We start from the raw sequence: 20,278 nt of genomic DNA on the forward strand, positions 1-20,278 counted from the left end.
CCCAATAGCCGGTACTGCCGCCCCGGGCACCGCCGGAGAACCGTACTGTCAGTGACGATGTTCAATTATGGCAGGTGCGGTCAGGTCGTCGTCTCGGCGGCCCTGACCCGGGCCTCGGCGAGTCGCACCTCGTCGGCGTCGGCGTTGCTCGCGGTGCCGGTCGCGAGCGCCTGCTCGAGCTCGCGCCGGGCCTCCTCAAGGTCGATGTCGTGACCCATCTCGGCGTCCTCGGCCAGGATCGAGACCCGGTCGTTCGCCACCGAGATGAAGCCGTCCGGCGCGGCCGCGACGAAGTACTCGTCGTCGACGGTCCGCACCTGCACGGTGCCACCCTGGAGCAGGCCCAGCAGTGGCGCGTGGCCGGGCAGGATCCCGACGTCACCGTCCGTGGTCCGGGCGATGACGATCTTGGCCTGGCCCTGCCACACGGTCCGCTCGGCCGCGACCAGCGCGACCTCGAGGTGCTTGGCAGCGGCTGAATCGGAAACAGCCATGTCAGTCACTGTTCTTTCTGAAGCTCGGCCCACTTGCGCTCGACGTCCTCGAGCGAACCGACGTTGAAGAACGCCTGCTCGGCGATGTGGTCGCACTCGCCTTCGGTGATCTTCTTGAAGGACTCGATGGTGTCCTTCAGCGGCACGGTGGAGCCCGGGATGTTGGTGAACTTCTCCGCCATGTAGGTGTTCTGGGAGAGGAACTGCTCGATCCGGCGCGCGCGGGCGACGGTGATCTTGTCCTCTTCGGAGAGCTCGTCGACACCCAGGATGGCGATGATGTCCTGCAGTTCCTTGTTCTTCTGCAGGATCTGCTTCACCCGGACGGCCACGTCGTAGTGCTCCTGGCCGATGTACTGCGGGTCGAGGATCCGCGACGTCGAGGTCAGCGGGTCGACGGCCGGGTACAGACCACGCGACGCGATGTCGCGGGAGAGCTCGGTGGTCGCGTCGAGGTGGGCGAAGGTGGTCGCCGGCGCCGGGTCGGTGTAGTCGTCGGCGGGCACGTAGATCGCCTGCATCGAGGTGATCGAGTGACCCCGGGTCGAGGTGATCCGCTCCTGCAGCACACCCATCTCGTCGGCCAGGTTCGGCTGGTACCCCACGGCCGAAGGCATCCGGCCGAGCAGCGTGGAGACCTCGGAACCGGCCTGGGTGAACCGGAAGATGTTGTCGATGAAGAGCAGCACGTCCTGCTCCTTGACGTCGCGGAAGTACTCCGCCATCGTCAGCGCCGACAGCGCCACCCGCAGCCGGGTGCCCGGCGGCTCGTCCATCTGACCGAAGACCAGCGCGGTGTCCTTGAAGACCCCGGCCTCTTCCATCTCGTTGATCAGGTCGTTGCCCTCACGGGTCCGCTCGCCCACGCCGGCGAACACCGACGTACCACCGAAGTTGTGGGCGATCCGGTAGATCATCTCCTGGATCAGCACGGTCTTGCCGACACCCGCACCGCCGAACAGGCCGATCTTGCCGCCCTGCACGTACGGCGTGAGCAGGTCGAGCACCTTGATGCCGGTCTCCAGCATCTCGGTCTTCGACTCGAGCTGGTCGAAGGCCGGCGCCTTGCGGTGGATCGGCCAGCGCTCGGCGATCTCGAACTCGGACTCGTCCTGGTTCAGGCACTTGCCCGTGACGCTCCAGACCCGGCCCTTGGTGACGTCGCCGACGGGTACGGAGATCGCCGCGCCGGTGTCACGCACCTCGGTGCCGCGGACCAGGCCGTCGGTCGGCTTCATCGAGATCGCCCGGACGATGTTGTCGCCGACGTGCAGCGCGACCTCGAGGGTGATCGTCTGGGTGGTGTCGCCCAGGGTGATGTCCACCTCGAGCGCGTTGTACATGTCGGGCATCGCGTCGGCAGGGAACTCGACGTCGACGACCGGGCCGATCACCCGGGCGACGCGGCCAACAGACCCGGCCGCTCCGCTGTGATCGTTCTTCTCGGTAACCGTGGCAGTCATCTCTCTCACTCGCTCCCGGCGCTCGCGTCGGCCAGCGCGCTGGCGCCACCGACGATCTCGCTGATTTCCTGGGTAATTTGGGCCTGGCGGGCCTGGTTCAGGTCCCGCGTCAGCTTCTCGATCAGGTCCTGCGCGTTGTCCGTCGCGGACTTCATCGCCCGCTGCCGGTTGGCCAGCTCCGAGGCCGCCGCCTGCAGCATGCAGTAGTGGATCCGGCTGGCGACGTACTTCGGCAGCAGCCCGTCGAGCACCTCTTCGGCGGACGGCTCGAACTCGTACAGCGGCAGTACGTCGTCCGCCGCCGGTGTCTCCTCGCCCTCGACGACCTCCAGCGGCAGCAGCCGGATCACGTCCGCGCGCTGGGTCAGCATCGACACGAACCGGGTGAAGACGATGTGGATCTCGTCCACGCCGCCCTCCTCGGTCGGTTTCAGGAAGGCCTCGATCAGCGCGTCGGCGATCTCCCGGGCCCGGGCGAAGCTCGGGTTGTCGGAGTCGCCGGTCCACGACTGCGCGATCTCGCGCTGCCGGAAGGTGTAGTACGCAACGCCCTTGCGGCCGCTGAGGTACGGAACGATCTCCTTCTGGTCGTCGCGCAGCAGCTGGTTCAGCCGCTCCCCTTCGCGGATCACGTTGGACGAGTAGGCCCCGGCCTGACCGCGGTCGGAGGTGATCAGCAGGACGGCGGCCCGCTTCGGGTTCGGCTTCTCGGTGGTCAGCGGGTGGTCGACGTTCGAGAACGTCGCCACCGCCGACACGGCACGGGTGAGCTCACGCGCGTACGGACCGGCCGCCTGGGCGCGCTGTTGCGCCTTGACGATCCGGGACGCCGCGATGAGCTCCATCGCCCGGGTGAGCTTCTTGATCGTCGAGACCGAGGCCTTGCGATCGCGAAGCTCCCGCAGATTGGCCGGCATCGGTCAACCCCTCTTCTGCCGGACGATCTGCTCCTGCTCCACGTCGCCCTCGTCCATCGCCTCGGCCTCCGCCTCGGTGCCGAGCAGCGTGCCCTCGGAGGTCTGGAACGTCGGCTTGAACGCGTCCAGCGCCTCGGTCACGGCCTGCGCCTCGTCGTCGCCGAACAGCCCGGACTCGCGGATGGCGTCGAGCACCTTGCTCTCGCGCCGCAGGTAGTCCAGGAAGTCCCGCTCGAAGCGCAGTACGTCGTCCACCGGCACGTCGTCGAACTTGCCCTTCGTACCGGACCAGATGGAGACGATCTGCTCCTCCACCGGGTACGGCGAGTACTGCGGCTGACGCAGCAGCTGGACGAGCCGCTGACCCCGGTCGAGCTGCCGGCGGGAGGTGGCGTCGAGGTCGGACGCGAACATCGCGAACGCCTCCATCGCCCGGAACTGGGCCAGGTCGATCTTCAGCGAGCCGGACACGTTCTTCATGCCCTTGACCTGCGCGGCGCCGCCGACCCGGGAGACCGAGATACCGACGTCGATGGCCGGCCGGATGTTGGCGTTGAACAGGTCGGACTGCAGGAAGATCTGGCCGTCGGTGATCGAGATGACGTTGGTCGGGATGAACGCCGACACGTCGTTGGCCTTGGTCTCGATGATCGGCAGGCCGGTCATCGAGCCGCCGCCGAGCTCGTCGGACAGCTTCGCGCAGCGCTCCAGCAGGCGGCTGTGCAGGTAGAACACGTCGCCCGGGTAGGCCTCGCGGCCCGGCGGGCGGCGCAGCAGCAGGGACATCGCGCGGTACGCCTCGGCCTGCTTGGTCAGGTCGTCGAAGACGATCAGCACGTGCTTGCCCTGGTACATCCAGTGCTGGCCGATGGCCGAGCCGGTGTACGGCGCGACGTACTTGAAGCCGGCCGGGTCGGACGCCGGGGAGGCGACGATGGTGGTGTACTCCATCGCGCCGGCCTCTTCGAGCGCACCGCGGACCGCGGCGATCGTGGAGCCCTTCTGGCCGACCGCGACGTAGATGCAGCGGACCTGCTTCTTCGGGTCGCCGGAGTCCCAGTTCGCCTTCTGGTTGATGATCGTGTCGACCGCGATCGCCGTCTTGCCGGTCTTGCGGTCACCGATGATCAGCTCACGCTGGCCGCGGCCGATCGGGATCATCCCGTCGATCGCCTTGATCCCGGTCTGCAGCGGCTCGCGGACCTCCTGGCGGTCCATCACGCCGGCCGCCTGCAGCTCCAGCGCGCGGGTGCCCTCGAGGTCCTTGATCTCGCCGAGGCCATCGATCGGCTTGCCCAGCGGGTCGACGACGCGACCGAGGTAGCCCTCGCCGACCGGTACCGAGAGCACCGTGCCGGTCCGGCGGACCTGCTGGCCCTCGTCGATCCCGTCGAACTCACCGAGGACGACGACACCGATGTCGCGGGTGTCCAGGTTCAGCGCGATGCCCCGGGTGCCGTCCTCGAACTCGAGCAGCTCGTTGGTCATCGCCGAGGGCAGGCCCTCGACGTGCGCGATGCCGTCACCCGCGTCGATCACGGTGCCGACCTCTTCCCGGCTCGCCTGCTCCGGTTGGTACTCGGTGACGAACCGATCCAGGGCGTCCCGGATCTCCTCCGGCCTGATCGTGAGCTCAGCCATTGTGTTTCCTGCTTCCTTGACCCTTGCTGGCCTGTTGTGGCTCTAAAGGCTTTCCCGACCCTTAGCGCCGCTTTATGTCGTTAAGGGGGTTCAGCCCGCGATGCGCCGTTGCGCCTCGTCGAGCCTGGCCGCGATGGTTCCGTCGATCACTTCGTCGCCGATGTCCACCCGGACGCCGCCGACCACGTTCGGGTCGACGATGACGTTCAGCTGGATGTCCCGGCCGTACTGCTGTCCCAGCGTCGCGGCGAGCCGTTCGCGCTCGCCCTCGGTCAGGTCGGTGGCGACCCGCACGGTCGCGATGCTGGCGTTGCGCCGGGCCGCCGCGGCGACCTGGTACGTCCGCATCGAGGCCGCGAAGCTGCGGCCCCGGCCGTCCACCGCACGCTCGGCCAGCCGCACCGTGACGGCATCGGCCTTGCCCTGCAGCAGTCCGGCGAGCAGTTCCTGCCGGGCCGCGAGCGGGATGTTGCGGTCGCTGAGCTTGTCGCTCAGTCCCCGCTCCGCCGCGACGATCCGGTCCAGCCGGAACAGCTCGTCCTCGAGGTCGTCCAGCTTGCGCCGGCCGTCGGCGTACGCCACCTCGGCCTGCACGCTGAGCTGGTCGAGGGCGTTCCCGAGGTCCCGGCCGCCGACCCAGCGACCGGCCACCGCCGTGGTCAGGATCTCCTGCGCCTGGGTGGAGATCTTGCCGCCGAACAGCTGCTGGACCAGGGAGACGCGGGCGTCGCGGGGCCGGGCCGGATCGGTCAGTGCACGCCGGAGCGCGCCGCTGCCGTCCAGCAGCTTGGCGACCGAGAACAGCTCGGCGCCCAGCCCCTCGGTCACGGTGACACCCGCCAGGGCCTCCGCGGCCCGGGCGAGTGACTCGTTCGACGCGCCGCGCATCAGCCGTCCGTTCCGACGGCCTGACGAGCGGACTCCGACGCCTCGAGATCGGCCAGGAAGCGCTCGACGGTGCGACGCTGACGCGCCTCGTCCTCGAGCGACTCGCCGACGATCCGGCCGGCCAGCGTGGTCGCCATGGTGCCGACCTCGCTGCGCAGCGAAGCGACCGCCTGGGTCCGCTCCGCGTCGATCTGGGTCCGCGCGTGCATGACGATCCGCTCGGCCTCGGCGTTCGCCTGCTCGCGCATCTCCGCGATGATCTGGGCACCCTGCTCGCGGGCGTCCTCGCGGATCTTCGCAGCCTCCTGCCGGGCCTCGGCCAGCTGCGCGTTGTACTTGTCCAAAGCCGCCTTCGCCTCGGCCTGAGCCTGCTTGGCCGCGTCCATCCCGCCTTCGATCGCCGCGGTCCGGTCGGCGTATGCCTTCTCGAACCGGGGGACGACGTACTTGGCGAAGGCGATGGCCAGCAGGACCAGGAAAACGAAGGCGAAGATGATCTCGGTGGGGTGCGGGATCAGCGGATTCGTGGTCTCACCGGCCGCATCGCTGAGCGGTAGCACCAACGTCTTCATGTCTGGATCCTGTCAGTCGGAGGAAGTGGCTCAGGTACGGAAGACGAAGGCGAGCGCGATACCGATGATCGCCAGCACCTCGGTGACGCCGAAGCCGATCCACGCGATCGACTGCAGCTTGCTCTGGGCCTCCGGCTGGCGCGCGGTGCCGTTGATCACGGCGGCGAAGATCAGACCGACGCCGACGCCCGGGCCGATCGCGGCCAGGCCGTAGCCGAGAACGGCGATATTGCCGGTGATTGCGAGAGCCAGGTCACTTGCCATGGTCCGGTGTTTCCTTTCAGTACGGATAGGGGCTATCCGGGTTTCCGTTACGTACGGGTCTGGGTGGTTGGTTCTCAGTGGTCCTCGGCGATGGCGCTGCCGATGTACTGCGCGGTGAGCACCACGAAGATGTAGGCCTGGATGCACTGCACGAACAGCTCCAGTCCACCGATCGCGAGGCCCATGATCCAGGTCAGGATGCCGACGCCGGCCAGCGCGATGCTGTTGGCCTCGAACACCAGGTACTCACCGCCGAGCACGAACACCAGCAGCAGGATGTGGCCGGCGAACATGTTCGCGAACAACCGCAGGCTCAGCGAGATCGGCCGGACCACGATGTTCGAGATGAACTCGATCGGGATCATCAGCGGCATCAGCCACCACGGCACACCGGGCGGCATGGTCTGGTGCTTGAAGTAGCCCCAGGGACCGTGCTTCCTGATGCCGACCGCGTTGTAGATGACCCAGGTCATGATCGCGGCGCTGTACGCCCAGCCGATGTGGCTGAAGGTCGGGAACTGGACCAGCGGGATGGTGGCCGCGACGTTGTTCAGCAGGATGAAGAAGAACAGGCCGGTCAGATACGGCACGTACTTCATGTATTCCTGGCTGCCGATCGCGTCGCGGGCGATCGAGTTGCGGACGAAGTTGTACCCGAGCTCGCCGGCGAACTGCAGCTTGCCCGGGACGACGGCGGCCTTGCGGGACGCACCCCAGAAGAACCACAGGATGACGACGACGGTCAGTGCGGACACCAGCACGGGCTTGGTGAACCAGTCCACGCCATCGATGATCGGCGGGGTGTCGAAACTCTGTGGACCGGGTGCGATGAACTCGGTCGGAACGCCGGCGGTCACCGGGTCTCCTCTCGCGTCGTGCTCAAGTCGGACGCCTTGTGGCTAAGGGCAGGGCGGCTCAGGGCATGGCGGTCAACAACGTCAGACCCGGCGCGGATCAGGCCAGACCCCGAGGGAATCAGGACTTTCCGTACCGGAAGTGCAACAACAGAACGGTGAGCCCGGCACCGAGGACGATGCCCACCGGGAGTAAGAACTGGGTGCCGAAGAGGCGATCCAACCCGAGCCCGATGGCGCCGTACACCACGACGCCGCCGATCAAGTAGGACAGGACCCGCCAGCCGTCGCCCGAATTCGGGGGTGATGGCTTCGGATCCTCGTGCTCGCTCATGGGCAACCGAAACGTACCAGGAGTGGACCGGACCGGTCACATCGGCACCCGTAACCTCTGCCACAGCGGGGAAAACGTTACCCAGGGTGCTCACGCCGTCACCTCTTCGTCGAGGTCGTAGATCGGCACGCGCAGCCGCGACCAGGCCCAGATCTCGCCGGCCGTCCAGCCCATCACGACGACCACCGCGACCACGCCGAGCACGGTGAGATTCACGTGTTCGGCCAGGCTGTCCGAGCTCAGCGCGATGGCGAGCAGACCGCCGAAGACCGCGATCCGGCCGGTGTACGACGCCATCGCGAGGGCGAGCTGCATGGTCGGCGAGGTCCGCCGGGACAGATGCAGCGCGAACAGGCCGGCGCCGGAGAAGACGACCACCATCAGCAGCCCCAGCAACGCTCCCCACAAGCCGGGCAGACCGGCTGCGACGGCGGACACCGCAGTCGCGTTGACACCGACGACGAGCGCGGCGATCAGAGCGCCACGCAGCATCGCTAGCGCCGGGTGCCTGGTGGCCTGGCCGGCGACTTTCGGACTGTGAGCCGAAGGAGCCATCTGGTGGTTCCGTCCTGCTGGCGACCAGGTCTCGCGGCCTGGTCGTCGGGTGGGCGGGGTCAGGGGTGTCGCTGTACTTTGCTGGTGCTTGTGAAAACTAGCACAAAGTCTGCACGGTCAGCAAAACGAGCTCCCTGCCGCTGTACACGAACACCCTATCGGTAGGCCACGCTGATGAGTGGTCTGGTCCCTGTCAATTCGCGATCGGACTCGGCTCAGACCTTGGCGAGCGGTTTCCGGGATCGGCGCGGCAGACCGGTGGTGAGCAGGACCGCGGTGACCGCGACGGCCAGCACGATCAGGGCCGTCCACCAGGTCAACACCAGTCCGAGGACGACCACGCCGTACGCGATCAAGGCGGTCCAGAGGTACATCAGCAGGACGGCCCGGCGGTGCGAGTGGCCGCGCTGCATCAGCCGGTGGTGCAGGTGCAGCTTGTCCGCGGCGAACGGCGACCGGCCGGCCTTGGTACGGCGTACGTAGGCCATCGTCAGGTCCAGGGCGGGGATCGCGAGGACGGCGATCGGGAGGACCAACGGGAGCAGCGCCGGCAGCAGGCTGGAGCCACCGACCTCGTACGGGACCGCGTTCGGGTCCATCTGGCCGGTGAGGCTGATCGTGGACGCGGCGAGCATCAAGCCGATCAGCAGGGCACCGGAGTCGCCCATGAACACCCGAGCCGGGAAGAAGTTGTGCGGCAGGAAGCCGAGGCACGCACCGGCGAGCGCGACCGTGATCAGGGTCGAGGTGGTCGCCCGGTCGAGGTTCTCGTGGACGTTCAGCAGGTACGAGTACGTGAAGAAGGCGGTCGCCCCGATCGCGGTGACCCCGGCGGCCAGGCCGTCCAGGCCGTCGACGAAGTTCACCGCGTTGCAGGACACCAGCAGGATGCCCGCGGTCAGCACCGCGAGCTGAGCAGGCGAAGGCGAAACGACACCGCCGGGCAGCGGGAGCCAGTACAACTGGATGCCTTGAACAACCATCACGCCGACCGCGAGGACCTCGCCGGCCAGTTTGGTGATCGCGTCCAGCTCGAACAGGTCGTCGACCACGCCGACCGCGCAGATCACCACGCCGCCGATCAGGATCGCCCGGGCGTCGTGCGCGACCTGCAGGCTGTCACCGAGGAACGGCAGGCTGGAGGCGACCGCGAATCCGGCGATCAGGCCGCCGAGGATCGAGATGCCGCCGAAGTACGGGATCGGCACCTTGTGCACGTCCCGGGCCCGCACCTTCGCGACGGCGCCGTAGCGCAGCGCGATCTGCCTGGCCACGCCGGTCAGCAGAAAGGTCGTGGCCATCGCCACGAACAGGACCAGCAGGTACTCGCGCACTAGTCCGCAGGCCTCACATCGGGTTCTGTTGGCTTCTCGTCATCCTTCTCTTCCGAGTTGGACGCCTCGACCGGCGCTTTAGTTGGCTCGCCTTCTTCAGCGGGCTTCTCGTCGTCAGCCGGCTTCTCGTCGTCGGCCGGCTTCTCGTCGTCGGCCGGCTTCTCGTCGGGCTTCTCGTCGTCGTCCGAGGTGACCTCTGGTACGACGGCCCGCAGCCGGTCCAGCGAGAGAGCGCCGAGGCGTACGACGTGCGGCGTGTCACCGGTGAGGTCGACGATCGTCGACGGCTCGCCACCGGTCACGGCGCCACCGTCGAGGTACACCGCGACCGTGTCCTCCAGTTGCTCCTCGGCGTCGTACACGTCCAGGGCGGCCGGGCGGCCGCTCTTGTTCGCCGAGCTGACCGCGAGCGGTCCGGTCCGGGAGAGCAGTTCGCGGGTGTTCTCGTGGTCGGGCACGCGGAGCGCGACGGTGCCCTGGGTCTCCCCCAGGTCCCACATCAGCGACGTCTGCGCGTGACAGATCACCGTCAGCGGCCCGGGCCAGAACTCCTGGCAGAGCTTGCGACCCGCCTCGGGGACGTCGGTGGCGAGCGCGTCCAGCGACTCGACCACCGAGATCAGCACCGGCGGCGGCATGTCCCGCCCGCGCCCCTTGGCGTCCAGCAGCCGCTGCACGGCGTCGGCCTTGAAGGCGTCCGCGGCGATGCCATAGACGGTGTCGGTCGGCAGGACGACCAGCTCACCGGCCTCGATGGCGTCCACGGCCGCTCGGTAGGCGGGGGCCAGCTCGTCGCCGGTGAAGTCGAAGCGCTCACTCACGCACCGAATCGTGCCACTCCGGTGGTCTCCGACTCCAACCGGCCTACAGCGAGGCCCTTCCTGACAAATGATTGTCAACTTTCCGGCCAGTCGACCGGCTGACTCCCTAGGATCCCGACATGACTGTGTCGCGTGAGTTCCTCGCCGGGTTGCCCAAGGCCGAGCTGCATGTCCACCACGTCGGATCCGCGTCGCCGCGGATCGTCGCCGAGCTCGCCGCCCGGCACCCCGAGTCGCCGGTGCCGACCGACCCGGCGCTGCTCGCGGAGTACTTCAAGTTCAGCGACTTCGCCCACTTCATCGACATCTACCTGAGCGTGGTCGAGCTGATCAAGACCCCCGAGGACGTCCGGCTGCTGACCTACGAGGTCGCCCGCGAGATGGCCGTGCAGCAGAACCTGCGGTACGCCGAGCTGACCGTGACGCCGTACACGTCCGTGGTCCGCGGGATCGCGGCCGAGGCGTTCTGCGAGGCGATCGAGGACGCCCGGGTGGCGGCCGAGAAGGAGTTCGGGATCACGCTGCGCTGGATCTTCGACATCTCCGGCGAGGACGGGTTGCCGGGCGCCGACGAGACGCTGCGGATCGCGACCAAGATCCGGCCCGACGGCCTGGTCGGGTTCGGGCTCGGTGGGCCGGAGATCGGCGTACCGCGGCCGCAGTTCCAGCCGCACTTCGAGGCCGCCATCGCGGCCGGGCTGCACAGCGTGCCGCACGCGGGCGAGACCACCGGGCCGGAGACGATCTGGGACGCGGTCCGGGTGCTGAAGGCCGAGCGGATCGGCCACGGTACGTCGACGATGCAGGACCCGGCCCTGGTCGGCTACCTGGGCGAGCACCGGATCCCGCTCGAGGTCAGCCCGACGTCGAACATCGCCACCCGCGCGGTCGCGTCGTACGACGAGCACCCGCTGCGCGCGATGGTCGAGGCCGGACTCGTGGTCACGATCAACTCCGACGACCCCCCGATGTTCGGCACCGACCTCATCAACGAGTACGCCGTCGCCGCGCAACTGCTCGACCTCGACGAGTCCGGCGTCGCCGAACTGGCGAAGACCGCCGTCCGGGTGTCCTTCGCCGAGGACTCGGTCAAGAACGCTCTGCTGAACGAGATCGACACCTACGTGAACGCTTAGCCGACCCGCGGTGGAGGAGTGTGGTTCTCTGGTCCGGTGCGGAAAGTCTGTGGGGTGGTGGCCGTCGTTCTGCTGAGCCTTGCGGCCTGCAGCGACGTCCCCGGTCCCGCCAGCCCGGCGCCCGCGCCGACGAGGACGATCAGTCCGAGTTCGCCGACCCCTCCTCCCCCGCCGGCCGACGGTGACCTGCCGCGCGGCGGACGAACGATCTTCCCGAAGTACCAACTGGTTGGTTATGTCGGCCTGCCCGGATCGCCGGCACTCGGACCGCTGGACAAGAACCTCGATGCGAAGGCGGCGAAGCTGGAGAAGCTGTCGCGGGCCTATGCGGCCGGGCGGACGCCGCAGCCGGTGATGGAGCTGATCGCCGTGGTCGCGAGGGGATCGCGGGGCAAGGACGGGCTGTACCGGGGCCGGCTGCCGGACGCGGCGATCGAGGAGTACCTGACTGTCGCCCGCAAGCACCGGATGCTGTTGCTGCTCGACATCCAGCCGGGCCGGGCGAAGATCCTGCCCGAGGTGAAACGGCTGGAACGCTGGCTGAAGGAGCCGGATGTCGGCCTGGCCTTCGATCCGGAGTGGGCGGTCGGGCCGGGTCAGGTGCCGGGCCGGGTCTTCGGTCATACGACGGGCGTCGAGCTCGACAGCATCGCGTCGTACCTGTCGGGGCTGGTGCAGGCCAACGACCTACCGGAGAAGGCGTTCGTCTTTCACCAGTTGTCGCCGCGGATCGTCAGCAACGAACAGGCTCTCAAGAAACACCCAGGCGTCGTGACGATCAAGTCCGTCGACGGGATCGGAGCCCGTGTCGACAAGCTCAAGACCTGGGCCAAGCTGACCACCAACCCACCGGCCGCCGTCCACGCCGGCTTCAAACTCTTCTACACCGAGGACGCCCGCCAGGGCCCGCTGATGACACCGGCCCAGGTCCTCGCCCTGAAACCACGCCCGGAGTTCGTGGTCTACGAGTAGTCAGATCCGGCGGCCGGTGGTGAAGCGGTGGCGGCCGGCCAGGTCGAGTTGGTCGCGGACCTCGGTGAACGAGGCGGTGGCGGTGAAGACGGCGGGGGCAGACTCGCCCTGCACGTCAGCGTGTTCGCAGGCGAACCAGCCGCCGGGCTTGAGCAGCCGGCCCGCGGTGGCGGCGACCACCTTGATCTCGTCGAGGCCGTCGTCGCCGGACCACAGCGCCAGGGCCGGGTCGTGGTCGCGGACCTCGGCGGTGACGGATTCCCAAGCGGTCAAAGGGATGTACGGCGGGTTGGAGATCACCGCGTCCACCTGACCGTCGAACTCGGGCAGGCAACCGTCGATGTCGCCCTCGTGCAGGACCGCACCGGTGCCGGCCAGATTGCGCCGGGCCCAGACGCACGCCTCGGGTGACAGCTCGACCGCGTGCACAATGCTGTCCGGGCGCTCGGTCGCGACGGCACCCGCGATCGCGCCCGAGCCCGAGCAGAGGTCGACAACCAACGGCTGGGGAACGTCGGCGATGCGGTCGAGGATCCAGCCGACCATCACCTCGGTCTCCGGCCGCGGCACGAAGACCCCTGGCCCGACCGCGAGCTCCCGGTAGCGGAAGGCCGCCGTACCGGTGAGGTGTTGCAGAGGTTCGCGGGCGGCGCGCCTGGCGATCAGGTCGTCGAACCGGAGCTTCTGGTCGGCGGTCGGGACGGAGAGATGCAAGCGGCTCGAGCCGGTGACGAAGGCGAGCAGTTCGGCGGCGTCGAAGTCGGGTGAGGCGATGCCGGCCGCGCGCAGTCGTGCCGTCGCCTCGCCGAGCAAGGCTTTCGTACTCACTTCGAGTCGACGGCCTCGAGGCGGGCGGCCAGGTCGGCCTCGGTCAGGGCCTGGATGACCGGCGCGAGCTCGCCGCCGAGGACCTGGTCGAGGTTGTGCGCCTTGTAGCCGACGCGGTGGTCGGAGAACCGGTTCTCCGGGAAGTTGTAGGTGCGGATCCGCTCGGACCGGTCGACGGTCCGGATCTGCAACCGGCGGGCGTCGGACGCCTCCTGGTCGGCGGCCTCCTGAGCAGCGGCGAGCAGCCGGGACCGGAGCACCCGCATCGCCTGCTCGCGGTTCTGCAGCTGGGACTTCTCGTTCTGCATCGAGACCACGATGCCGGTCGGCAGGTGGGTGATGCGGACCGCGGAGTCGGTCGTGTTCACGCTCTGCCCACCCGGGCCCGACGACCGGAACACGTCGATGCGCAGGTCGTTCGGGTCGATCTCGACGTCGACGTCCTCGGCCTCCGGCAGCACGAGCACGCCGGCCGCGGAGGTGTGGATCCGGCCTTGCGACTCGGTCACCGGCACCCGCTGGACCCGGTGCACGCCGCCCTCGAACTTGAGCTTCGCGTACGGCGCCTCACCCGGCTCCGGCGTACCTTTCGCCTTCACCGCGACGGTGATCGACTTGTACCCGCCCAGGTCGGACTCGGCCGAGTCGAGGACCTCGGTCTTCCAGTGCTGCGACTCGGCGTACTTCAGGTACATCTTCAGCAGGTCGCCGGCGAACAGGGCCGACTCGTCGCCGCCCTCACCGGCCTTGATCTCGAGGATCGCGTCCTTGTCGTCGCTCGGGTCGCGCGGGACCAGCAGCATCTGCAGCTTCTCGGCCAGCTCCTCGCGGCGGGCCGCCAGCTTGGTGGCCTCCTCCGCGAACGAGGGGTCCTCGGCCGCGAGCTCACGCGCCGCCTCGATGTCGTCGCTGGTCTGCAGCCACTCGTCGTACGTGCGGACGACCGGCGCGAGCGCGGCGTAGCGCTTGCCGACCCGGCGGGCATTGGCCTGGTCGGAGTGCAGCTCCGGATCCGACATCTGCCGCTCCAGCTCGGCGTACTCGGCCTTGAGCGTCTGAACCGCCTCGAACATCGTGCACTCCTCCCTTCGAAAAGTTTCTCTGACAACGCAAACCGCGCGCCGGTCACGCGGAGCCTGAGCTCGCGGACCGGCGCGCGGTGAGGTCGCTACTTCTTGGCGTACCGCTTCTCGAAGCGGGCCACCCGGCCACCGGTGTCGAGGATCTTCTGCTTGCCGGTGTAGAAGGGGTGGCACTGCGAGCAGACGTCGGCATGGATCACGCCGTTCTCCGCGGTCGAGCGCGTGGTGAACGTGGCGCCACAGGTGCAGGTCACCGTGGTGTCCACGTAGGTCGGGTGGATGTCGCTCTTCAAAGGATCTCCTAGGTTCAGGTGCCCCGGGTCGCCCGCACGGTACGAGCGTGAACCGGAACCAACAAACTAGTTTGCCATCCGGAGGCCGGAGCTGGCGAATCGCGTCAGCTGCCGTCGTCGGTGGAGCGGCCGCCGGCCGACGGGGTGGTCTTGTTCACCTGGAGCAGGAACTCGATGTTCGACTTGCTCTCCTTGAGCTTGCCGATCAGCAGCTCCAGGGCGGCCTGGCCGTCGAGCGCGCTCAGCACCCGGCGGAGCTTCCAGACCACCGAGGTCTCGTCCTTCGACATCAGGAGTTCCTCGCGGCGGGTGCCGGAGGCGACCACGTCGATGGCCGGGAAGATGCGCCGGTCGGCGAACTCGCGGCGCAGCCGGAGCTCCATGTTGCCGGTGCCCTTGAACTCCTCGAAGATCACCTCGTCCATCTTCGAGCCGGTCTCGATCAGCGCGGTCGCGAGGATGGTCAGCGAGCCGCCGTCCTCGATGTTGCGGGCCGCGCCGAAGAACCGCTTCGGCGGGTACAGCGCGGACGAGTCGACACCACCGGACAGGATCCGGCCGCTGGCCGGGGCCGCGATGTTGTACGCGCGGCCGAGCCGGGTGATCGAGTCGAGCAGGACGACCACGTCGTGGCCGAGCTCGACCAGCCGCTTGGCCCGCTCGATCGCCAGCTCCGCGACCGTGGTGTGGTCGTCGGCCGGGCGGTCGAACGTCGAGGCGATGACCTCGCCCTTGACGGTGCGCTGCATGTCGGTGACCTCTTCGGGCCGCTCGTCCACCAGCACGACCATCAGGTGCACTTCGGGGTTGTTCGTGGTGATCGCGTTCGCCAGCGCCTGCAGCACCATCGTCTTTCCGGCCTTCGGCGGCGAGACGATCAGGCCGCGCTGGCCCTTGCCGATCGGGCTGACGATGTCGACGATCCGGGTGGTGAGCACACCGGGCTCGGTCTCCAGCCGGAGCCGCTCGGTCGCGTACAGCGGGGTCAGCTTGTTGAAGTCCTGCCGCTGCTTGGCGATCTCCGGGTCCGCACCGTTCACGGTGTCGATCCGGACCAGCGGGTTGAACTTCTCCTTGCGCTCACCCTCCTGCGGCTGCTTCACCGCACCGGTGATCGCGTCACCCTTGCGCAGGCCGTACCGCTTCACCATCGAGAGTGCGACGTACACGTCGTTCGGGCCGGGCAGGTAGCCGCTGGTCCGGACGAACGCGTAGTTGTCGAGTACGTCGAGGATGCCTGCGGCCGGGACGAGCACGTCGTCCTCGCTGATCGTCGGCTCCGGGTCGAACCGCTCGCCGCGGCCGCGGTTGCGGCTGATGTCACGACCGGTCTGGGGCTCCCGGTTGCGATCGCGGTCGCGGCCCCGGCGGCGCCGGCGACGGCCCTCGCCTTCCTCGCCGCGGTCGTTCTGGTCCTGCTGGCGGTTGCGCTGGTTGTCGCCGCGGTTGTCCCGGCTCTGGTTGTCCCGGTCGCGGTTCTGGTTGTCCCGGGCCTGGCCGTCGCGCTGGTTGTCCCGCTGGTTGTCGCGGTTGCGGTCGCGGTTTTGGTTGCTGTCGCGGTTGGCGTCGCCGCGGTTGTCCCGGTTCCGATCGCGGTCGCGGTTCTGGTTCGCGTCACGGGTGTCGCGGTTGCCGTCGCGCTGGTTGTCGCGGCTCTCCGCGCTCTGCTCGGCCTTCGGCTCGGCGGTCACGGCGCCGTTCTGCGCGGCGGTCGTCCCGTTCTGGGACGCGGCAGGCGCTTCGACGGCCGCGGTGGCCGGAGCGGCTGCTTCGGGGGTGGCGCCGTTCTGTCCGGCGTCCTTCTCGGCGGCGGCGCGGGTCCGGCGACTGCCACCCTCGCGCTTGGCCGGGGTCTTGGCCGCGGGGGCCTCGGCGGCACCCTCGTCCAGGGTCGGCTGGCTCACCTTCGCCCGGGCCGTGCCCGCGGAGCCACCGGCCTGAGCGGCCTTGATCGCCTCGATCAGCTGGCCCTTGCGCAGTGCGCCGGTGCCCTTGATGCCGAGCGTCCCGGCGAGCTGCTTGAGCTCGGGGAGCAGCATGCCCTCGAGGCCGCCTCCGGCCTTCCGGCGACGCGTGGCGGTGGTGGCCGCGGCATCGGTTCCCGGGGCCGACGTAGTTCCGGCTCCGCTGGAGGCTTCAACAGTTTCTGTCACGTGAGGTCCTTCCCACACGGATCATCGATGTCCCAGAAGGCACATCGATCAAATTTCATCACCCACGACCGACGAAACGGCGACGTGGACACAAGAGGCTCTCGCTCGATCTGAGTCCCCCCGGACATCTCCGGCGCAGGCGGCGCAAGGTCAAATCCACAGGAGGGTCGCCACACAACACAGGGTGCCGGGAGCACAGCCCGGATCGTGACGAGAGTTCACCGATCACCTGGAGGGGATCGGGTGAGTCGAGACTAGCACCACTACGGGTCGTTCTGCTGACTCGAGGGGGTACAACGCGTGTCAGTTCTGGATCATTCCCGCGCTCAACCGGATTCCAGCGACCAGACCTGTACGCCGACTGGATCGATTCCCAGTTCGTACCTCGTCCAGCCGTCCGGCGCGTCCGGCGAGGTCCCATCTGGGCGGCCCAGAACGGCGACGGTCGGGCCGGCCCCGCTGATGACGGCGGCCAGCCCGCTCCCCCGCAGCTTGTGCACGAGCGACAGGCTCTCGGGCATCGCGGGCTCGCGGTACTCCTGGTGCAGCCGATCCTCCGTCGCCGTCAGCAACAGCTCGGGACGCCCGGTCAGCGCCGCCACGAACAAGGCAGCCTTCCCGGCATTCGCCGCGGCATCACTGTGGGGAACGACGCTCGGCAGCAACCCGCGCGCCTCCGTGGTCAGCACGCGATTGTCAGGTACATAAGCCACTGCGGCCAAGCCGCCCGCCGGGTCGAGCCGAACCGCCCGGCCGGTTTCGCCTTCCGTCCAGGCAATCGTGAACCCACCCAATGTCGCAGCGGCCACGTTGTCCGGATGACCCTCGATCTCGTTCGCCAGTACGACGATCCGCTCCCGGTCGACCGGTTCATCGGCCAGTCCGTACGCCGCCGCGAGACCGCCGACGATCGCGGCCGACGACGACCCCAGGCCGCGTCCGTGCGGGATCCGGTTCTCGCACCGCAAGGTGAAGCCGGGCACCGAGGCCCCGAGCGCCTCGAGGCCGGCCCGGATCGAGCGGACGACGAGATGCGACTCGTCCAGCGCCACTTCGCCTTCGCCCTCGCCGGAGACCTCGACCCGCACCCCGGATCCACCGGGCGTCACGATCAGTTCGTCGTACAGCGTGAGCGCGAGGCCGAACGCGTCGAAGCCAGGGCCGAGGTTGGCGCTCGTTGCCGGGACCCGGATCCGCACCTGGTGACAGCTGGTCATCAGGCCAGGCCGGCGACGCGGGCGACGGCGTCGGTGTCGGCCGGAGTGACTGGGGACTGGTCCACTTGGGCGTGGTCGAGCGCGGTGTCGATGTCCTTCAGACCATGGCCTGTGACGGTGATCACCACGGTCGAGCCGCCGGGCAGCCAGCCCTGGGCCTTCGCGTGCAGGAGTCCGGCGACGCCGGCCGCCGACGCGGGCTCGACGAACACGCCTTCGCGGGCGGCGAGTTCACGCTGTGCGGTGAGAATCTGCTCGTCCGTGACGATCTCGATCCGGCCGCCGGACTCGTCCCGCGCGGCCTCGGCGAGGGTCCAGGAGGCCGGGTTCCCGACCCGGATCGCGGTGGCGGCGGTTTCGGGCTGCTCGACGATCGCCTTGCGCACGATCGGCGCCGCGCCCTCGGCCTGGAAACCCCACATCCGCGGGGTCTTCGAGGCCAGCTTGTCCTTCGCGTACTCCTGGTATCCCTTCCAGTAGGCCGCGATGTTGCCCGCGTTGCCGACCGGCAGCAGGTGCAGGTCCGGGGCGTCGCCGAGCGCGTCGCACACCTCGAAGGCGGCGGTCTTCTGGCCCTCCAGACGGACCGGGTTGACCGAGTTCACCAGGGCGACCGGGTAGTGCTTGCCGAGCTCGCGGACGATCCGCAGGCAGTCGTCGAAACCGCCGTCGACGGAGACCAGCCGCGCGCCGTGCACGATGGCCTGGGCCAGCTTGCCCTTCGCGATCCGGCCGGCCGGGATCAGCACCAGTGGGATCAGTCCGGCCCGGACGGCGTACGCCGCCGCCGATGCGGACGTGTTGCCGGTCGAGGCGCAGACGACCGCCTTGTCACCGGCCTGCGCGGCGAGCGAGATCGCCACCGTCATGCCGCGGTCCTTGAACGAGCCGGTCGGGTTGTTGCCCTCGACCTTGAGCCAGACCTCGCAGCCGGTCTGCTCGCTGAGCCACTGCGCGGCCACCAGCGGCGTACCGCCCTCGCCGAGCGTGACGACCGGGGTGTCCGCCGAAACGGGAAGCCGGTCTCTGTACTCCTCGATCACGCCCTGCCATTGATGAGGCCGCTGCTGAGCCATTCGTTACTCGCCTTCTACCCGCATCACACTGCTGACTTCCCGAACGATGTCCATGTCACGCAGGGCCTCCACGGTCGCGGACAACGCGGCGTCGGTCGCGGTGTGGGTGACCACCACCAGTTGCGCGTCACTGCCCCGGCCCTCCTGGCGGACGGTCTGGATCGACACGTCGTGCTCGGCGAACGCGTGGGCCACCGCCGCCAGCACGCCGGCCTTGTCGGCCACGTCCAGCGACACGTGGTAGCGGGTCATCGCGTCACCCATCGGCCGCACGGCTCGCTGGGTGTACGACGACTCGCCGACCCCCGGCACGCCCTTGAGCCGGTTGCGCGCGGCGGACACGAGATCCCCGAGGACGGCGCTGGCCGTCGGGGCGCCGCCGGCACCACGACCATAGAACATCAGCTGGCCGGCTGCCTTGCTTTCCACGAACACGGCGTTGTACGCGTCCCGAACACTGGCCAACGGGTGGGTGGCCGGGATCATCGCCGGGTACACGCGGGCACTGACCGAGTCGGTCGCCTCGTCCAGCTCGCAGATCGCCAGCGACTTCACCACGCAGCCCATCTCGCGGGCCGACGCGATGTCGGTGGCGGTCACCTCGGTGATGCCCTCGCGGTGCACGTCGGCGATGGAAACCCTGGTGTGGAAGGCCAAACTCGCCAGCAGTGCCGCCTTCGCGGCCGCGTCGAAGCCCTCGATGTCCGCGGTCGGGTCGGCTTCGGCGTACCCGAGGGACTGTGCTTCTTCCAATGCCTCGTCGAAGCCGGCGCCGGTGCTGTCCATCTTGTCGAGGATGTAGTTCGTGGTGCCGTTGACGATGCCCATCACCCGGGTCACGTCGTCACCGGCGAGCGACTCGCGCAGCGGCCGGAGGATCGGGATCGCACCGGCCACGGCGGCCTCGAAGTACAGGTCGCGCTCGTACTTCTCCGCGGCCGCGAACAGCGTCGGGCCGTCCTCGGCCAGCAGTGCCTTGTTCGCGGTGACGACGGACGCGCCGTGCTCGAGCGCGGACAGGATCAGGGTGCGGGCCGGCTCCAGCCCGCCGATCACCTCGATCACCAGGTCCAGGTCGCCGCGCGACACCAGTGCCTGGGCGTCGGTGGTGACGAGCGACGGGTCGACGGCGATGTCACGCTCGCGTCCGGCCCGCCGTACGGCGATGCCCGCGATCTCCAGCCGGGCACCGACCCGGGCGGCCAGGTGGTCAGCCTGCTCGGTCAGGATCCGCACCACCTCGGTGCCGACCACGCCACAACCGAGCAGGCCTACCTTGAGAGGTTTGGCGTCGTTCACTGGGTCATGCCTCCTGATCCCACGCAGTCGCGAGCATGTGCTCGGTGGTGTAGCTCGGTGTGCTGGGGCGAAGGTTTCGATGCGG

At 68.7% G+C, this 20,278-nt stretch carries 21 protein-coding genes; 2 read left to right on the plus strand and 19 right to left on the minus strand.

Features of this window, described 5'->3' with window-relative positions:
* Window positions 1–80: 80 nt before the first annotated feature.
* From OG555_RS00785 to OG555_RS00840, 12 genes are all read right to left on the minus strand, one after another.
* Window positions 81–494: a F0F1 ATP synthase subunit epsilon gene (locus tag OG555_RS00785; RefSeq protein ID WP_329480168.1), complete on the minus strand. Its 414-nt coding sequence runs from the start codon at window positions 492–494 to the stop codon at window positions 81–83.
* A gap of 5 nt (window positions 495–499) precedes the next feature.
* Window positions 500–1,957, minus strand: coding sequence for a F0F1 ATP synthase subunit beta (gene atpD, locus OG555_RS00790; RefSeq protein WP_329480170.1), 1,458 nt, complete (start codon window positions 1,955–1,957; stop codon window positions 500–502).
* A 5-nt stretch (window positions 1,958–1,962) separates the two neighbouring features.
* The gene (locus OG555_RS00795) at window positions 1,963–2,874 is read right to left on the minus strand and encodes a F0F1 ATP synthase subunit gamma (protein ID WP_328519108.1); all 912 of its coding nucleotides are present in this window, start codon (window positions 2,872–2,874) and stop codon (window positions 1,963–1,965) included.
* 3 nt (window positions 2,875–2,877) lie between these two features.
* Window positions 2,878–4,515, minus strand: a complete 1,638-nt coding sequence (gene atpA, locus OG555_RS00800) for a F0F1 ATP synthase subunit alpha (RefSeq protein WP_329480172.1) — start codon at window positions 4,513–4,515, stop codon at window positions 2,878–2,880.
* 90 nt (window positions 4,516–4,605) lie between these two features.
* The gene (locus OG555_RS00805) at window positions 4,606–5,403 is read right to left on the minus strand and encodes a F0F1 ATP synthase subunit delta (RefSeq protein ID WP_329480174.1); all 798 of its coding nucleotides are present in this window, start codon (window positions 5,401–5,403) and stop codon (window positions 4,606–4,608) included.
* Window positions 5,403–5,975, minus strand: coding sequence for a F0F1 ATP synthase subunit B (locus OG555_RS00810; RefSeq protein ID WP_329480176.1), 573 nt, complete (start codon window positions 5,973–5,975; stop codon window positions 5,403–5,405). The genes OG555_RS00805 and OG555_RS00810 overlap by 1 nt, the downstream gene beginning before the upstream one ends.
* Before the next feature lie 30 nt (window positions 5,976–6,005).
* The gene (atpE, locus tag OG555_RS00815) at window positions 6,006–6,239 is read right to left on the minus strand and encodes an ATP synthase F0 subunit C (RefSeq protein ID WP_329480177.1); all 234 of its coding nucleotides are present in this window, start codon (window positions 6,237–6,239) and stop codon (window positions 6,006–6,008) included.
* 74 nt (window positions 6,240–6,313) lie between these two features.
* Entirely contained in the window at window positions 6,314–7,096 is a 783-nt protein-coding gene (gene atpB / locus OG555_RS00820) for a F0F1 ATP synthase subunit A (RefSeq protein WP_329480179.1), read from the minus strand.
* A 118-nt stretch (window positions 7,097–7,214) separates the two neighbouring features.
* Complete coding sequence (locus tag OG555_RS00825) at window positions 7,215–7,427, minus strand: AtpZ/AtpI family protein (RefSeq protein ID WP_329480181.1); 213 nt, start codon at window positions 7,425–7,427, stop codon at window positions 7,215–7,217.
* A gap of 90 nt (window positions 7,428–7,517) precedes the next feature.
* Window positions 7,518–7,982, minus strand: coding sequence for a hypothetical protein (locus tag OG555_RS00830; protein WP_329480183.1), 465 nt, complete (start codon window positions 7,980–7,982; stop codon window positions 7,518–7,520).
* Window positions 7,983–8,197: 215 nt separating this feature from the next.
* Window positions 8,198–9,316 (minus strand): glycosyltransferase family 4 protein, encoded by a 1,119-nt coding sequence (locus OG555_RS00835; protein ID WP_442914476.1) that lies wholly within the window; start codon window positions 9,314–9,316, stop codon window positions 8,198–8,200.
* Window positions 9,316–10,137 (minus strand): L-threonylcarbamoyladenylate synthase, encoded by an 822-nt coding sequence (locus tag OG555_RS00840; protein ID WP_329480187.1) that lies wholly within the window; start codon window positions 10,135–10,137, stop codon window positions 9,316–9,318. The genes OG555_RS00835 and OG555_RS00840 overlap by 1 nt, the downstream gene beginning before the upstream one ends.
* Window positions 10,138–10,256: 119 nt before the next feature.
* Here OG555_RS00840 and OG555_RS00845 point away from each other — a divergent pair, with 119 nt between their 5' ends.
* Together OG555_RS00845 and OG555_RS00850 are read left to right on the plus strand one after the other, a co-directional pair.
* On the plus strand, window positions 10,257–11,273 hold the full coding sequence (locus tag OG555_RS00845) for an adenosine deaminase (protein ID WP_329480189.1): 1,017 nt from the start codon (window positions 10,257–10,259) through the stop codon (window positions 11,271–11,273).
* A gap of 54 nt (window positions 11,274–11,327) precedes the next feature.
* On the plus strand, window positions 11,328–12,245 hold the full coding sequence (locus OG555_RS00850) for a hypothetical protein (protein WP_329480191.1): 918 nt from the start codon (window positions 11,328–11,330) through the stop codon (window positions 12,243–12,245).
* Here the strand turns inward: OG555_RS00850 and prmC are convergent, their stop codons facing one another.
* From prmC to OG555_RS00885, 7 genes are all read right to left on the minus strand, one after another.
* Entirely contained in the window at window positions 12,246–13,073 is an 828-nt protein-coding gene (gene prmC / locus OG555_RS00855; protein ID WP_329480193.1) for a peptide chain release factor N(5)-glutamine methyltransferase, read from the minus strand.
* Window positions 13,070–14,146, minus strand: coding sequence for a peptide chain release factor 1 (gene prfA, locus OG555_RS00860; protein ID WP_329480195.1), 1,077 nt, complete (start codon window positions 14,144–14,146; stop codon window positions 13,070–13,072). Before prfA ends, prmC begins: the two co-directional genes overlap by 4 nt.
* 95 nt (window positions 14,147–14,241) lie before the next feature.
* Window positions 14,242–14,448, minus strand: a complete 207-nt coding sequence (gene rpmE / locus OG555_RS00865; RefSeq protein ID WP_130387310.1) for a 50S ribosomal protein L31 — start codon at window positions 14,446–14,448, stop codon at window positions 14,242–14,244.
* Window positions 14,449–14,552: 104 nt separating this feature from the next.
* Window positions 14,553–16,601: a transcription termination factor Rho gene (gene rho / locus OG555_RS00870; RefSeq protein WP_329480197.1), complete on the minus strand. Its 2,049-nt coding sequence runs from the start codon at window positions 16,599–16,601 to the stop codon at window positions 14,553–14,555.
* Window positions 16,602–16,927: 326 nt separating this feature from the next.
* Window positions 16,928–17,818: a homoserine kinase gene (thrB, locus tag OG555_RS00875; RefSeq protein ID WP_329480199.1), complete on the minus strand. Its 891-nt coding sequence runs from the start codon at window positions 17,816–17,818 to the stop codon at window positions 16,928–16,930.
* The gene (thrC, locus tag OG555_RS00880; RefSeq protein ID WP_329480201.1) at window positions 17,818–18,894 is read right to left on the minus strand and encodes a threonine synthase; all 1,077 of its coding nucleotides are present in this window, start codon (window positions 18,892–18,894) and stop codon (window positions 17,818–17,820) included. Before thrC ends, thrB begins: the two co-directional genes overlap by 1 nt.
* 3 nt (window positions 18,895–18,897) lie before the next feature.
* The gene (locus tag OG555_RS00885) at window positions 18,898–20,193 is read right to left on the minus strand and encodes a homoserine dehydrogenase (protein WP_329480203.1); all 1,296 of its coding nucleotides are present in this window, start codon (window positions 20,191–20,193) and stop codon (window positions 18,898–18,900) included.
* Window positions 20,194–20,278 lie beyond the last annotated feature (85 nt).

It is taken from the genome of Kribbella sp. NBC_01484 (genome assembly GCF_036227145.1).
Taxonomy (GTDB): domain Bacteria; phylum Actinomycetota; class Actinomycetes; order Propionibacteriales; family Kribbellaceae; genus Kribbella.

Bases quoted from the DNA above. Each gene is read 5' to 3' on its own strand.
- thrC (WP_329480201.1), bottom strand. From the start codon at position 18,894: ATGGCTCAGCAGCGGCCTCATCAATGGCAGGGCGTGATCGAGGAGTAC.
- OG555_RS00810 (WP_329480176.1), bottom strand. From the start codon at position 5,975: ATGAAGACGTTGGTGCTACCGCTCAGCGATGCGGCCGGTGAGACCACG.
- OG555_RS00795 (WP_328519108.1), bottom strand. From the start codon at position 2,874: ATGCCGGCCAATCTGCGGGAGCTTCGCGATCGCAAGGCCTCGGTCTCG.
- OG555_RS00845 (WP_329480189.1), top strand. From the start codon at position 10,257: ATGACTGTGTCGCGTGAGTTCCTCGCCGGGTTGCCCAAGGCCGAGCTG.
- OG555_RS00785 (WP_329480168.1), bottom strand. From the start codon at position 494: ATGGCTGTTTCCGATTCAGCCGCTGCCAAGCACCTCGAGGTCGCGCTG.
- atpA (WP_329480172.1), bottom strand. From the start codon at position 4,515: ATGGCTGAGCTCACGATCAGGCCGGAGGAGATCCGGGACGCCCTGGAT.
- atpE (WP_329480177.1), bottom strand. From the start codon at position 6,239: ATGGCAAGTGACCTGGCTCTCGCAATCACCGGCAATATCGCCGTTCTC.
- OG555_RS00805 (WP_329480174.1), bottom strand. From the start codon at position 5,403: ATGCGCGGCGCGTCGAACGAGTCACTCGCCCGGGCCGCGGAGGCCCTG.
- atpD (WP_329480170.1), bottom strand. From the start codon at position 1,957: ATGACTGCCACGGTTACCGAGAAGAACGATCACAGCGGAGCGGCCGGG.
- thrB (WP_329480199.1), bottom strand. From the start codon at position 17,818: ATGACCAGCTGTCACCAGGTGCGGATCCGGGTCCCGGCAACGAGCGCC.
- OG555_RS00825 (WP_329480181.1), bottom strand. From the start codon at position 7,427: ATGAGCGAGCACGAGGATCCGAAGCCATCACCCCCGAATTCGGGCGAC.
- OG555_RS00830 (WP_329480183.1), bottom strand. From the start codon at position 7,982: ATGGCTCCTTCGGCTCACAGTCCGAAAGTCGCCGGCCAGGCCACCAGG.
- prfA (WP_329480195.1), bottom strand. From the start codon at position 14,146: ATGTTCGAGGCGGTTCAGACGCTCAAGGCCGAGTACGCCGAGCTGGAG.